This window comes from Vreelandella lutescens, from assembly GCF_014640815.1.
Taxonomy (GTDB): domain Bacteria; phylum Pseudomonadota; class Gammaproteobacteria; order Pseudomonadales; family Halomonadaceae; genus Vreelandella; species Vreelandella lutescens.
Window position 1 is genome coordinate 199909 of the sequence record NZ_BMHM01000002.1, and the last position, 13998, is coordinate 213906.

Here is a 13998-nt window from a genome sequence, read left to right on the forward strand (position 1 = left end):
ATGGCGCGAAGAAGGGTAGTGGTAACTGGGTTAGGCCTGGTGACCCCAGTGGGCAATAGCGTAAATGAGTCGTGGGCGAATATTGTCGCCGGCAAAAGCGGCATTGCACCTATTGAGCACTTCGATACCAGTGGCTTCAATACGCGGTTTGGTGGTTCGGTAAAGAATTTTGATATCAGCCCTTACCTGAACCCCAAAGACGCTCGCAAAATGGATTTGTTTATTCAGTACGGTATGGCGGCCGGTGCCCAAGCGGTTCAGGATTCAGGCATAGAGTGTACCGAAGAGAATGCTGAGCGTATTGGTGTTGCGATTGGTTCAGGCATTGGCGGGCTGCCGATGATTGAGCATAACCATAACGCGCTCAATAAAGGGGGCGCACGCCGGGTGTCTCCGTTTTTTGTGCCGGGCTCCATCATTAATATGATTTCGGGCAATATGGCGATCCAGCACGGCTTTAAAGGCCCCAACATTGCCATTACCACAGCGTGCACCACGGGTACCCATAACATTGGCTACAGTGCACGTACCATCGCCTATGGCGATGCAGATGTGATGGTGTGCGGTGGGGCTGAAATGGCCACTACGCCGCTTGGTTTAGGTGGTTTTTCGGCGGCTCGTGCGCTTTCAACCCGTAACGACGATCCACAAGCGGCGAGCCGCCCATGGGATGCTGACCGCGATGGTTTTGTGCTCTCGGATGGTGCGGGTGTGCTGGTGCTGGAAGAGTATGAACACGCAAAAGCACGTGGCGCTCACATTTATGCGGAGCTGGCGGGCTTTGGGATGAGTGATGATGCCTATCACATGACCGCACCGCCTGAAGATGGCCGTGGTGCGGCGCTTTCCATGAGTAACGCTGTGAAAGATGCGGGTATTTCCCCGGCGGACGTTCACTACATCAATGCGCACGGCACGTCGACGGCTGCTGGAGATTTGGCCGAGAGCCGTGCTATCGAGAAAGTGTTGGGCAGCGCTGCCCAGCAGGTGGCGGTGAGCTCTACCAAATCGATGATTGGTCATCTATTGGGAGCCGCTGGCGCAGTAGAGGCGGTCTTCAGCATTCTGGCTATTCGTGATCAGATTGCGCCGCCCACTATCAATCTGGATAACCCGCAAGAAGGCTGTAACCTGGACTACGTGCCCCACACTGCGCGAGAAATGCGCATTGAAGTCGCGCTCTCCAACTCGTTTGGATTTGGTGGCACCAACGGCTCGCTGCTGTTTAAAAAGGTGTAACGCTTGATGCCAATGCCCCAGGTGCCATTCGATGACCGCGGGCTAGCGTATGGTGACGGAATATTTGAAACAGTACTGCTTCGCGACGGTCAGCCTGTGCTCTGGGATTACCACCGCGCTCGTTTAGAGCAGGGCTGCCAGCGATTGAATATTCCGTTACCTTCTGCTCAACAGCTGGTTCAGACGTGGCAGTCGCCGCCAACATCAGCGCTGGAAGTGCTCAAGCTCATCTTGACCCGTGGTAGTGGAGGTCGAGGTTATGCACTGCCTGAGCACGTTGAGCCTCGATTGATAAGCCGTCGGATGCCGTTTGCCGCTAACGCAGAGCGTTGGCAGGGAGGGGTTTGTGTGCGGTTATGCCATTTACGCTTAGGGCACCAGCCGTTGCTGGCCGGTATCAAGCACCTTAACCGCCTGGAAAACGTGCTGGCTCGCCAAGAGTGGCAGGATAGCCGTATTGCCGAAGGCCTATTGGCTGACTCGTCAGGCAAGATGGTGGAAGCCACCAGTATGAATCTGTTCTGGTCGTCCAATGGGGTGCTTTGGACACCCTCTGTCGACCACTGTGGCGTGGCGGGAACGCTGCGTGCTGCACTGCTGGCTCAGGGTGTGATCCGAGAAGGCACGCTGTCGATAGATGACTTACCTCACAGTGAGCGCCTATGGGTAGGTAATTCAGTGCAAGGTGTGTGGCCCGTTAGTGAGCTTTTAGATGCACATGATAATGTGCTGGCCACTTGGCCGATGCACAACGCCCCTGATCCACTCCAGGGCGAGGCGCATCGGTTACTGGGTTACCGCGAGTTTCCCGCGTCAGAGTCCAAATAAATTGATTGAGGTGTCAACGTGAAACGGTTATTTGCCGTCTTAGGGGTATTAGTTGTGCTGGCCGTTGCCGCCGCTGCTGGCGGCTATGCCTATTGGCAGGCGCGTTTAACGGCACCCATTGCAGTAGAGGAGCCAACGCTATACCAAGTGCCTGCAGGCGCTGGCTTTCATCAGGTCATCCGCGATTTAGAAGCCCAAGGGGTGATTGAGGATGCCTGGGCGTATCAGGTGCTGGCGCGGATAGACCCCGAGCAGGTGCCGCGCCTGCGGGTGGGTGAGTACCGCCTATTGCCGGGTATGAGTGGCCTGGAGCTTATGGCCCTGTTGGGTAGTAATAACGTTGTCACTTACTCGCTTACGGTACCCGAGGGCTGGACCTTCCGCCAAATGCGAGCGCTACTCAATAGTGCACCGAAGCTTGAAAACCTTACTGCAGACATGAGCGACGACGAAGTCATGGCATTACTCGGTCGCGAAGGCACTTTTCCTGAGGGGTGGTTCTTCCCTGATACGTATCGCTATCACCTGGGTATGAGTGATGTGGATATTTTGCGCCAGTCCCTTAACCGCATGGAGCGTATTTTGGAAGAGGTTTGGGCGGAGCGTGATGACGACCTGACCATTGAAACACCCTATGACGCCCTGATTATGGCATCGCTGATTGAACGTGAAACCGGTGCGCCTGAAGAGCGTCGTGAAATTGCCGGGGTGTTTAAGCGTCGTATGGAGCGTGGCATGCGTCTACAAACCGACCCTACGGTTATCTACGGTATGGGGGAGCGTTATGAAGGGCGTATTACACGAGCTGACCTGCGTGAAGCGACTCCTTACAATACCTACGTGATTAACGGTATGCCCCCCACGCCGATTGCTATGCCTGGGCGAGCATCGCTTGAAGCGGCGGTGAAACCACTACCCGGTGAGACGCTCTACTTTGTCTCTAAAGGTGATGGGACGCACCAGTTTTCGCGCACCTTGCGCGAGCATAATAATGCGGTGAATCGCTATATTCGGAATCGTTAAGTGGCTGTCAATGTTGAACATGATGAGAGCGTACCTATTGAGTGAGGAGCCGCAATGAGCAAGCGCGGACGCTTCATCACCCTTGAAGGCGGTGAAGGAGTGGGTAAATCGACCAATGTGGCGTTTGTCGAAGCGTGGCTGACAGCTCAAGGAATTGAGGTGGTGCGCACACGAGAACCGGGTGGCACACCGCGTGCCGAAGCAATTCGTGAGCTGCTGCTTGACCCTTCGCCACAAGAGCCACTGAGCGTAGACGCCGAACTACTGCTGGTCTTTGCAGCGCGCGCCCAGCACCTAGCAGAAAAAATTCTGCCAGCGCTAGCCCGTGGCGCGTGGGTTCTATGTGACCGTTTCACTGATGCCACCTTTGCCTATCAAGGCGGTGGGCGGGGTATTGATCCCGCGCGCATTGCCCAGTTAGAGCAGTTTGTTCAGCAAGGCCTTTCTCCTGATCTTACCCTGTTATTGGATATGCCTCCCGAGGCTGCCAAAGAACGCCTAGAAGGGCGTTTACGCGATCTAAATACTCAGCGTGACCGGTTTGAGCAGGAGCAGGCAGACTTCTTTATGGCGGTGCGTCGCGCATATCTAGAACGAGCCGCCGCCGCCCCCGAACGCTTTGCGCTGATCGATGCAGCGCAGCCGCTCGCCTCGGTGCAAACAGCGCTAAGTGATGTATTGAAAGAGCGGGTCGCCCAATGGCAATAACCGGCGTGTTGCCCTGGCATCAGGCTACCTGGCAGCAGCTTGTACGCTTGGCGAATAGTGGGCGGATGCCCCATGCCTTGCTAATAAGCGGCGCGCACGGCGTGGGTAAGCAGCAGTTGGCAGAAGCTCTGATTGCCCGAACGCTATGCGCCAAGCCCAGCGATCAGGCCTGCGGGCAGTGCCACAGTTGCGCCATGCTGGCGTCCGGCTATCACCCCGACTTGCTACGCGTATCGCCGGAAGAGGGCAAGCGCCAAATCCGCATTGACCCGATTCGTGAGGTTAATCGGTTTGTTTCTCAGACGGCCCAGCAGGGCGGCTACCGGGTGATTGTTATTTCGCCAGCCGAGGCGATGAATATTGCAGCCGCTAACGCGCTGCTGAAAAGCCTGGAAGAGCCCGGCGATAAAACCCTATTTATCCTGCTATCGGACGTGCCCTCCCGTACCTTGCCAACCATTCGCTCTCGCTGTCAGCAGTGGTCGCTGGCAAGCGTGCCTTTTGATGAGTGTAAAGGGTGGCTAACTCAGCAGTTAGGCGGTGATGAGGCGCATTTCTGGTGGCAGGTATCGGGTGGGCTGCCCCTTTTAGCGGTGGAGCTAGCCGCCCCTGATGAGCGTGCATTGCGCCACCAGCTTCACGACTGTTTTGAACAGTTAGTGCGTGGGGCGGAGCCCGTTTCAGAGGCCGCAAGGCTGGATCGCCAGGCGATTGATGCCATCTTATGGTACGGTATTGCTTGGCTTGAAGACCTGATTCGTTTAGGGCTGTCTGGTGAGCAGAGTGTGCTGCACAATCCTGATTTGGCACCCCTCTACCGTCAGGCGGTGAAGAACGGTCGGGTACAGGATTGGTTTCGCTTACTCGACTACGCTAGAGAGCAGCGCCGCTTGCTGGCCGTGGGGGCAAATCCGAACCCACAGCTCGTATTAGAAGCTTGGCTGGTGCGTTGGTCTGCACTGCTGCGCTCCTGACAATCTGATCTAACGAGGTAGTGATGGCTGCTCAAAAAGCGCTCTCTTTAACGATACCCGACGTGCCCACGCTGCTATCTGCCTATATGCCGTTTTTGGATCGAGGGGGCATTTTTGTGCCTACCAAAACGCTGTATAGCCTCGGCCAATCCGTCATGCTGCTGTTAACGTTACCGGGAGAGAGCGAACGGCTCTCTGTTTCCGGACATGTGATTTGGATCTCCCCAGAAGGCGTGAGCGGTCGGCGTATGCCGGGTATTGGCGTGCACTTTAGCCAGCAGGATTACTCTGTCCGTGACCGTATTGAAACGCTGCTGGCTGGACAGCTCGATAAAGCACCTCCCTCGTTTACGCTCTAAGCCTGCTTCCTTCTATTTACCTCCAAAGAGTACTGCATGTTTGTCGACTCTCACTGTCATTTAGACCGTTTATCTGAACACACGCATGGTGGGGATGTCGCCGCTACGCTGGCGGCTGCACGCGCTGCCAATGTGAGTCAGTTTTTGGCTATCTCTACGTCGCTAGAAGAGCTGCCGGGATTGGCTGCTATTGCAAGAGAGCATCACGATGTCGCTATCTCCGCCGGTCTGCATCCGCTCCATCAAGCATCTCATGAACCTACCGTGCAGGATATTGTGGACGCGGCTGAGCAGTTTGGCGCGGTGGCCATTGGTGAGACAGGGCTGGATTATCATTACCACGAGAGCGTACCGGTTAGCGTTCAGCATGAGCGGTTTAAGCGCCACCTGATCGCGGCAAATGAACTGGAGCTGCCTGTCATTATTCATACTCGAGAGGCAAAAGAAGATACGCTGGCGCTGCTGCGTGAATACAGCGACCCTAAGGTAGGGGGCGTACTTCACTGCTTTACAGAAGACTTGGATATGGCACGTGAGGCGGTGCGGCTGGGCTTCTATATTTCCCTCTCGGGAATTATCACGTTTCGCAATGCCGCCTCGCTGAGAACGCTGGCGCGTCAGCTGCCCTTGGATCGGCTGTTAATCGAGACGGATAGCCCTTATTTAGCGCCAGTGCCTTATCGCGGTAAGCCGAATGAGCCTGCTTGGGTCGTTGAAGTCGCAGAGTGCATTGCTCGCGAGCGTGGCATCAGCGTGGATGAGGTTGCCATGCAAACGACCGTTAATTTTTACCAACTGTTCCGCCATGCCGCGCCAGATGCGCCCGCCCATGTGAAAGAGGCCTTGGCGCAGTCTGGGCTAGTGGTATAACGCGTAGTGGTCACCATGGGAGGTCGGCGATGAATATTGATCGGCTAGTGCAGCACTCAGAAGGCTCGGCCGCTATCCCCCCAGTGGATACTTGGCAGCCTGCTTTGTCGGGTGAGATAGATATCCTGGTGCAGGAAGACGGCTCCTGGCTTCATGAAGGTCAGCCTTTTGCACGTCCAGCGATTGCCAAGCTGCTGTCTAGTCTGCTGCGCTTAGATGATGATGGCTATTGCTTGGTGACTCCCGTGGAGCGCTGGCGCATTAGCGTCGTGGATCGTCCGTTTGTGATGGTCGAAGCAGATTTTCACGATGACGCCTGGTGGCTAAAGACCCAGTTTGATGATGTGGTGCGTCTGGACGCCGAGCATCCCATGACGCTGACGGCCACCCCCAGCGGTGAGCTGGCCCCCGAGTGTGCCCTCCGGTTCGGCTTGGCAGCGCGGCTGCATCGCAACGTATTTTATCGCTTAGTAGAGCAGGCCCGCATCAATGAGAGTGCTTCGGGCGATAGCGAATGTCAGCTCTACAGCGCGGGCCGTTGGCACCTGTTGGGTCAGTGGAGCGATAGCGTGCCAAGTGAGTCGCCGTGAAGTTAACTGCCGAGCAGCAAGCCGTTGTTCACCATAGGGAAGGGCATGCGCGTGTGGCCGCCGTGGCGGGCGCCGGTAAAACCACGACCATGGCCGCCCGAGTGCTCCATCTGTTAGGCAGCGGCGTTTCCCCCAAGCGAATGCTGGTGCTGATGTTTAACCGCTCAGCGAAAGACGACTTTCAGCGTCGTCTAGCCAGTATGGCCCCAGCAGGCCAACCGTTGCCCGACGTACGTACCTTTCATTCCCTGGGCCACCGGTTGACCCAGAGTCTATGCCGCTGGGGGGCGCTTGCGCCCAGGCGGCTGCTGTCTGCTGAATGGCAAATGGAGCGCTTATTGCGTCAAGCCAGCCTCAATGTGCTTGTGGAGCAGTTAGAGCGCCGTGACGCAGCGTTGGAAGGGGACCGTCTGGAGGCGTTAGCCCATTTCTGTGGGTTGGTAAAAGCCGAAATGCTACCAGCGGCGGCGCTCTATGAGCGCCTGAATTACGAGCCGGATACCGACTACTTTCCTGCAGCGTTTGATGAAGCCGAACGGCTGCTGCACGCTGAAGGCGTCATGACCTACGCCGATTTGCTCTATCGCCCTCTGCAAGCGCTGGAAGCCGATGCCTCACTGCGCCAGCGGGTAGAAGGCTTTTTGGACCATGTGATTGTCGATGAGTACCAGGATATCAATACGGTGCAGCAGCGGCTGTTAGCCGTGCTTGCCGGGCCAAGCGCCAATGTGATGGCCGTAGGCGATGCCAACCAGTGCATTTATGAGTGGCGTGGTGCTCGCCCCGATACCATGCTGGAAAACTTTACGGCCACGTTTGGGAAAGCCACTGACTATCCGCTTTCCATGACTTTTCGCCACGGACATGCTCTGGCGCTTACTGCTAACCACGCCATTATGGCCAATCAGCGGCGGCCTGATCAGCTGTGTTTAGCCGACGCGAATAACCCCGATACCCGCGTATCGGTGGGGCAGGGCAGCCGCACGCTGCTTGGTGCCTTAGTGGATTGGCAGTCGCAAGGGCGAGCGCTCAGCGATGCCAGCTTGCTGGTAAGAAGCTGGGCGCTATCAGTACCTTTCCAGTTGGCTCTTCTACAGGCGGGAATTCCCTTTCGCCTGCTGCGTGAAGATCGCTTCGTCTTCCGTTTGCCGTTGGTGCAGGCGTTGGCAGGCTATCTCAAGCTCTCTAGGCGGCCAGAGCTGCTGCACGACCCAGAGCAATTGCTACTGCTATTAGCTCAGCCAACCCCTTTCGTGGCCCGTGAGCGCCTTCAGCGTCTGGCTTACCAACTGGCGACCACTCAGCAGTGGCCAGAGCGGCATGAGCCTGTGTTGGCATCATTAAAACCGTTACAGCGGCGCACGCTTAAAAAGCGCTGGGAGCTTCTGTGTGAACTGCCCAGACTCAGCGCTTGGCCGCCCGCGAAGTTGCTCAGCCATGTGGTAGAGACTATTGACGCTGAAAAAACGCTAAAGCGTGCTGCCGCGCGGCGCGATAAAGGTGAAGAGGATGTGCGCTTACTTGATGTGCTTATTGAGCAGGCCGAGAGCGTGCAAGACCCGGATGCCTTTATTGAACTGCTTGAACGCCCAGTGGAAAACCAAGCAGGCGGCGTGCTGATTAGTACCGTGCACGGTGCGAAAGGGCTTGAGTGGCCGTTAGTGGTGGTTGCAGGCGTCAATGAAGAAGACTTTCCTCACTACAGTCGCGATAACCCGTTGAACGATGAGCGATTAGAAGAGGAGCGACGACTGTTTTATGTTGCCATCACCCGAGCCAAAGAGCAGTTGCTGGTGTTGCATGATGGGGGTGCCCATCGGCCAAGCCGGTTTATCGCGGAAAGTGCCTGGCAAGATGGAATGCGTATTGCCGCTTGTTTAACTAGCCCGCAGGCGCCGGATGAGCCGTTGGAAGTCGTATCCCCTAGCTTGGTAGGACGTTATTTAGAAAGGCTGGGGCGCGCTGATATTGCCTTGGCGGCCCCTCAAGTAAAAGAGCCGTCAGGCGGTTACCACGTGAATGCAGTGGGGCACTATTACCCCGGACAGCGTTTGTTGCATGCGGTCTTTGGGGAGGGAGAAGTGGCCGCTGTCGAGGGCAACCCTTCAGATCCCGTCATCGATGTACGGTTTGTGCAGGCGGGAAGACGTCGTCTCATCGCCCGCCGTGCGCCGATTGAGGTGATGGATGCCGCCAACAGCGCCGCGAGCTAGCGGTTGAAAATGTCAATAGCCCTGCTTTAACCCTTGGCGACGCTGATGGCTTAGACGGGGTTTGACTTAACGCAGTCCTGCCGATTAAATGCTTTGCAGTTAACTATTTACCTAGCGGGTAATCGGCATGCTAAGGCACTTTGTCAGGTCTTGCGCCATCTCTCTTGCAGTCTGCAGCGGCGCTACAATGGCCGATGACTCGTTGCCTAGCCTCACGCTAAACGGGTTTGGTACGTTGGGTGTTGTCCACTCGGATGTGTCTGATGCCGATTTTGTCTCGGACCCACTCGCTTCATCTGGCGCTGGCTACAGCGGTGATTGGAGTGCTGAGGTCGATAGTCGCCTAGGGCTGCAAGCAACGCTTGCCGCCACGTCTGCGTTTTCAGCAACCGTTCAAGTCGTCAGTGAAAAGCGCTTCGATGGTTCCTATTCTCCTGCCATTGAGTGGGCCTACCTTCAGTATGACGCGACACCGAATCTAAGCCTTCGTGTGGGTCGGATGGTGCAAGGCAATTTTTTGAATTCTGAATACCGTAAAGTCAGTTTTGCCACGCCGTGGGTCAGGCCACCTGCCGAAATTTATCGCGTAGTCCCTGTCGCTAATTTTGATGGGGTTGATCTTCGCTATCGCTACTATATAGGGGAGTTGATTAACGACCTCCGTCTTAGTTATGGCGGTGGTAGCGTTGAGTATGAAACGGGCGATATTGAGTCGTCTGATTCATGGGGCGTGTCTCAACAGACTCGATGGGGCAACACGACGCTCTTTGCCAGCTACGGTGAAGTCAACGTCAGCGCCCAAGAGCTTACCCAGTTTTTTGACATATACCGGTTGTTTGGACCGCCTGGAGAGGCGTTAGCAGATCGCTACGAAGTGGACGGTAAACCCCTGCGCTTTCTCAGCGTGGGTGTTAACTATGATCCAGGCCAGTGGTTTGTGGAGGGGGAGTGGACTCGGCTATCCTCGTCAACGCTGCTGGGCAGCAGCGAAAGCACGCACATGACGGCGGGCTACCGCTTAGGTAAGTGGACGCCTTACGCGGCGTTGGGCAGAGCACGCGTGACCAGTGACACCTTCGAGCCTGGGCTCAACCCGGCTTTTTACCCTTCTCCCTTTGCTGAAGGTGCAGTCTTGCTTAACAGCACCCTCAACACGCTCTTGTCGTCTGGTCTTCAGCAAGATAGCCGTACCGTTGGCCTGCGCTGGGATTTTCGCCCTGGAGTGGCCTTAACGGCACAGTATGACCATATTGATTTTCGTTCTGGTTCTCCTGGTGGGCTCATCAACCAGCAGCCTAGCTTTCAGCCAGGTGGAACGATGAATCTTTTTAGCCTTGCACTCGACTTTGTGTTTTAGGGAGAGTGACGATGGCTAAACGACTATCCCGATTTTACTGCTGTGTGCTGCTTAGTCTGCTTCCTTGTACCGGGTTTGCCGATCTGGTGGTCGTGGTATCCGCAGATGCGGCCTTGAGTCGTATTCAACGGCAAGAGTTGAAAGATCTTTATCTGGAGAGCCGGACGCCGCTGCCAGGGCAGGGGCGAATAACGCCTCTTGATCAGTCCGAACGCTCCCGTGAACGCAGTGAGTTTTACCAGCGGTATATTGAGAAAACGCCGGCACAATTGCGCACGCACTGGGCTAGGCTGATTTTTACGGGGCGCGGCCAGCCGCCTCAAGCGCTGGCAAACAGCCAAGCCGTTGTGGAAAGGCTTATTCGTGACCCTAATGCACTCGGTTACATTGATCCTCAGTTTTTGGATGAACGGCTGAAGGTGGTCACTGTTGAATAAGCTCAGAGGCCCAGAGCTGTGGCGTGATCCGTTATTGTCGATGCGCTTATGGCGTCACCGGCTAGCGGAACCGTTGGTGCTGTTCAGCACGATTGGCTTACTCATGGTGCTCATTATTTTTAGCAGCGCTTATTTTCTGGTGAGTCGTGAGCAAGAAGCGGTTAAGCGACAAATCGAGCTGTCGATCAGTGACATCGCGGATACGTATGAAGCCAGAGTGCTGCGGTCTTTGAGGGAGATCGATGCGACATTGAAGCTGGTGGATTTTGTGGCTAGCCAGCAGCGCTCAGGGGTTATCGAGACGCTGCATGAGCGGAATCTGTTGCCGCCAGAGTTGATTTTTACCGTGAGTCTTATTGATAGCCAGGGAGTTATCAAAGAAAGTACCGCGACGCAGCAGGCTATCCAGGAAGGCGCTTTTGCTTCGCTGCCCCAAGTGCCAGGACTATTGGTAGAGGCATTTTTATTAGAGGGTCGTCAGCAACTGCTGTTTGCAAGGATGCTATCCGATAGCCAGGAGAGTCCTGCTTGGGTCACCTTGACCGTAGGGGCCGACTATTTTGTTAGCGGATATGATGCAGACGCATTGGGAGAGCAAGGATTACTGGCGTTAGTAGATGCCAGCAATATGACCCGTATTGGGCGAAGTGGGTCGCAGCTCTATTCAAGCATTGTGATAGATCTCCCCGCCCATGATGAAATACTCAATAGCGGTGATACTCCTTTCTTGACGAACTGGCTCGGCGTTGAGCGTGCGACCGTCGTCAGGCCGCTGTATCTCTTTCCACTCTCAATCGTGGTCGGTATTTCAGTTGATGAATGGTTGGCCGGCGCGACTCAGATTACCCGGCGTTACTGGCAGCGGGCCGCCGTAGTCAGTGCTCTGGCATTATTAATTATGGGCCTGTTGGCTCGGCTGAGTATTCAACTGCAACGCGAACGCCAGCTGGTCACGGACGAACGCCTGCGCCATACGCAATATATTGAACACTTAGCGTTTCACGATACGCTGACCAACTTACCTAACCGGGCCTATTTCAGCTATCTGGTGAATCAGACTATTCATCAGCAAGATGGCCAAGAGGGTGGATTTGCGCTGCTCTTTTTAGATTTAGATCACTTTAAACAGATCAATGATTCGTTAGGGCACGATGCCGGAGATCAGCTGTTACAAGTGGCGGCCAAGCGTTTGGTGTCGGCAGTGCGTGAGCAGGATGTGGTCGCTCGATTAGGCGGCGACGAGTTTGTGATTCTGCTTAAGAACGTGACCCAGCGTGAGCAAGTCACGCGGGTGACGGATCATCTCATTGCTGCCATGCAGTCGCCGTTTGCGTTGGCAGGAGAGTCATGTCAGATCTCTGTGAGTATCGGTGTGGCGCTGTTTCCGACAGATGGGGAAAATGAGAAATCGCTGATGAAATGCGCCGATATGGCGATGTATCAAGCTAAAAAAGCGGGCAAAAATGGTATGTGTTTTTACACTGAATCAGCGTTGGAAAACTACAAATAGTCGCTTGCTGCTCCTTTAGCGGAGCAGCAAGCGACGAGATGGTGCTACATATTGGGATAGTTGGGACCGCCGCCGCCTTCAGGCGCTACCCAGGTAATATTCTGGGCAGGGTCTTTGATATCGCAGGTTTTGCAGTGCACGCAGTTTTGGAAGTTAATCTGGAAGCGTGGCTTGCCTTGATCATCTTCTACTACTTCATAGACCCCTGCAGGGCAGTAGCGCTGAGCGGGCTCGGCATATGTCGGGAGGTTGTCACGAATGGGCAGCTCTGGATCTGCTAAGCGCAGGTGGCAGGGCTGGTCTTCTTCGTGGTTCGTATTAGATAAAAACACCGAGGTGGATTTATCAAACGATAGCTTGCCGTCCGGCTTCGGATAATTGATTTTCTCGAATTCGGCGGCAGGCTTTAACGCCCCGTGATCAGTGGTGGTGTCGTGAACGTTGGGCAGCTTATTACCCAGCAGCTGGTTCACGAAGTTGTAGGCACCGCCACCGACCGTGCCATATTTATGAATGGCCGGGCCGAAGCTCGCGCTCTCTTTGAGCTCTTGATAGGCCCAACTGGCTTCCCACTGGCTGGTAAAGCTGGCCAGCTCTTGCCCGCCCTCATCGCCACCTTTGATGGCTTCAAAGACACTCTCGGCCGCGACCATGCCCGACTTCATCGCAGTGTGTAGGCCTTTGATTTTGGCAAAGTTGAGCGTGCCCGCATCACAGCCAATCAATAGGCCGCCAGGGAAGGTCATTTTCGGCAGGCAGTTGAACCCGCCTTTGACGATGGCGCGCGCGCCGTAAGCTACCCGTTTGCCGCCTGCCAGGTATTGGCTGAGTACCGGATGGTGTTTCATACGCTGAAATTCATCGAACGGCGAGAGCCATGGGTTCTGATAACCCAGGTCCATAATCAGGCCCACCACGACTTGCTGATTTTCTGCGTGGTAAAGAAACCAGCCGCCGTGGGTGTTGCTGTCCAGCGGCCAGCCGGAACCATGGACGACCAAGCCGGGTTCGTGCTTATCGGCAGGCACATCCCACAGCTCTTTTAAGCCGATGCCGTAGTGCTGCGGGTCGCGGCCTGCATCTAGTGAGAAGTCACTAATCAGACGTTTGCCTAAGTGGCCTCGTGCGCCTTCTGCAAACAGCGTGTACTTAGCGCGCAGCTCCATGCCCGGCATATGGCCATCTTTAGGAGTGCCATCTGCACCTACGCCCATATCGCCAATCAAGATGCCGCGCACTACGTCATCTTCAATGATGACTTCTTGAGCAGCAAAACCGGGAAATATTTCAACGCCCAGCGATTCCGCCTGTTCCGCCAGCCAGCGGCACAGGTTGCCCGCGCTGATCACGTAGCGGGTAAGGTCGCCGCCCGTGTTGTGCATGCTTTTCGGCACGAGCGCGTTAGGAATTTTCTGCGCTTTTTCGGCATCTTTGAGTAGATATACATCGTCGCGAACGGCAGGCGTGTTTAAAGGCGCACCGCGCTCCTCCCAATCGGGGAATAGCTCCGCCAGTGCGCGTGGCTCAAACACTGCGCCGGACAGAATATGGGCACCTACTTCGGAGCCTTTTTCTACCACACAGACGGTGAGCTCCTGCTCTGCCTCGTTAGCCTGCTGCATTAAACGGCAAGCAGCGGCTAGGCCTGACGGGCCTGCGCCAACGACGACAACGTCAAAGTCCATCACATCGCGTTCAACGTTTTCCACCCGGTTTCTCCTTATTCTCATAAGCGCCATTTTTTAATCACTAGCGAATAGGCACTAGCTTATGAAAAGATGGCCTTAATTTAAAACGGTCGTTTGCTTCTGGTTATCTCCCATGATAGGCATAATACCTGTGTCAGGTCACCCCTACGATGGCAAATGCACACTTTATAAGTGTCGACAT

General features: G+C 55.4%; 13 protein-coding genes. 12 read left to right on the top strand and 1 reads right to left on the bottom strand.

Translation table 11 applies throughout. From position 1 onward, the window contains the following. From fabF to IEW65_RS05275, 12 genes are all read left to right on the top strand, one after another. Entirely contained in the window at window positions 1–1239 is a 1239-nt protein-coding gene (gene fabF / locus IEW65_RS05220; RefSeq protein ID WP_188638438.1) for a beta-ketoacyl-ACP synthase II, read from the top strand. A 6-nt stretch (window positions 1240–1245) separates the two neighbouring features. Then, on the top strand, window positions 1246–2067 hold the full coding sequence (gene pabC, locus IEW65_RS05225) for an aminodeoxychorismate lyase (RefSeq protein WP_188638439.1): 822 nt from the start codon (window positions 1246–1248) through the stop codon (window positions 2065–2067). An 18-nt stretch (window positions 2068–2085) separates the two neighbouring features. Further along, window positions 2086–3090, top strand: a complete 1005-nt coding sequence (gene mltG / locus IEW65_RS05230; protein ID WP_188638440.1) for an endolytic transglycosylase MltG — start codon at window positions 2086–2088, stop codon at window positions 3088–3090. 54 nt (window positions 3091–3144) lie between these two features. Beyond that, entirely contained in the window at window positions 3145–3798 is a 654-nt protein-coding gene (gene tmk, locus IEW65_RS05235; RefSeq protein ID WP_188638441.1) for a dTMP kinase, read from the top strand. After that, a complete protein-coding gene (locus IEW65_RS05240) occupies window positions 3789–4772 on the top strand; it encodes a DNA polymerase III subunit delta' (RefSeq protein WP_188638442.1) in 984 nt (327 codons plus the stop codon). The genes tmk and IEW65_RS05240 overlap by 10 nt, the downstream gene beginning before the upstream one ends. Window positions 4773–4795: 23 nt before the next feature. Further along, complete coding sequence (locus tag IEW65_RS05245; protein ID WP_188638443.1) at window positions 4796–5131, top strand: PilZ domain-containing protein; 336 nt, start codon at window positions 4796–4798, stop codon at window positions 5129–5131. Between the two features lie 36 nt (window positions 5132–5167). Beyond that, complete coding sequence (locus IEW65_RS05250) at window positions 5168–6001, top strand: TatD family hydrolase (RefSeq protein WP_188638444.1); 834 nt, start codon at window positions 5168–5170, stop codon at window positions 5999–6001. A gap of 29 nt (window positions 6002–6030) precedes the next feature. After that, on the top strand, window positions 6031–6591 hold the full coding sequence (locus tag IEW65_RS05255; RefSeq protein ID WP_188638445.1) for a DUF1285 domain-containing protein: 561 nt from the start codon (window positions 6031–6033) through the stop codon (window positions 6589–6591). Continuing rightward, window positions 6588–8804 (top strand): ATP-dependent helicase, encoded by a 2217-nt coding sequence (locus IEW65_RS05260; protein WP_188638446.1) that lies wholly within the window; start codon window positions 6588–6590, stop codon window positions 8802–8804. Before IEW65_RS05255 ends, IEW65_RS05260 begins: the two co-directional genes overlap by 4 nt. A 187-nt stretch (window positions 8805–8991) precedes the next feature. Then, window positions 8992–10161 (top strand): porin, encoded by a 1170-nt coding sequence (locus tag IEW65_RS05265; RefSeq protein WP_229755479.1) that lies wholly within the window; start codon window positions 8992–8994, stop codon window positions 10159–10161. 11 nt (window positions 10162–10172) lie between these two features. Further along, window positions 10173–10598 carry a phosphate ABC transporter substrate-binding protein gene (locus IEW65_RS05270; protein ID WP_188638448.1) on the top strand — a complete coding sequence of 142 codons (426 nt, stop codon included), beginning with the start codon at window positions 10173–10175 and terminating at the stop codon, window positions 10596–10598. Next, complete coding sequence (locus IEW65_RS05275; protein ID WP_188638449.1) at window positions 10591–12108, top strand: diguanylate cyclase domain-containing protein; 1518 nt, start codon at window positions 10591–10593, stop codon at window positions 12106–12108. Before IEW65_RS05270 ends, IEW65_RS05275 begins: the two co-directional genes overlap by 8 nt. Window positions 12109–12152: 44 nt before the next feature. Here IEW65_RS05275 and IEW65_RS05280 read toward each other — a convergent pair whose 3' ends face one another. Continuing rightward, window positions 12153–13817, bottom strand: a complete 1665-nt coding sequence (locus tag IEW65_RS05280) for an electron transfer flavoprotein-ubiquinone oxidoreductase (protein ID WP_188638450.1) — start codon at window positions 13815–13817, stop codon at window positions 12153–12155. Window positions 13818–13998: the final 181 nt, after the last annotated feature.

Bases quoted from the DNA above. Each gene is read 5' to 3' on its own strand.
- IEW65_RS05245 (WP_188638443.1), top strand. From the start codon at position 4,796: ATGGCTGCTCAAAAAGCGCTCTCTTTAACGATACCCGACGTGCCCACG.
- IEW65_RS05270 (WP_188638448.1), top strand. From the start codon at position 10,173: ATGGCTAAACGACTATCCCGATTTTACTGCTGTGTGCTGCTTAGTCTG.
- IEW65_RS05250 (WP_188638444.1), top strand. From the start codon at position 5,168: ATGTTTGTCGACTCTCACTGTCATTTAGACCGTTTATCTGAACACACG.
- IEW65_RS05240 (WP_188638442.1), top strand. From the start codon at position 3,789: ATGGCAATAACCGGCGTGTTGCCCTGGCATCAGGCTACCTGGCAGCAG.
- IEW65_RS05265 (WP_229755479.1), top strand. From the start codon at position 8,992: ATGGCCGATGACTCGTTGCCTAGCCTCACGCTAAACGGGTTTGGTACG.
- fabF (WP_188638438.1), top strand. From the start codon at position 1: ATGGCGCGAAGAAGGGTAGTGGTAACTGGGTTAGGCCTGGTGACCCCA.
- IEW65_RS05255 (WP_188638445.1), top strand. From the start codon at position 6,031: ATGAATATTGATCGGCTAGTGCAGCACTCAGAAGGCTCGGCCGCTATC.
- pabC (WP_188638439.1), top strand. From the start codon at position 1,246: ATGCCAATGCCCCAGGTGCCATTCGATGACCGCGGGCTAGCGTATGGT.
- tmk (WP_188638441.1), top strand. From the start codon at position 3,145: ATGAGCAAGCGCGGACGCTTCATCACCCTTGAAGGCGGTGAAGGAGTG.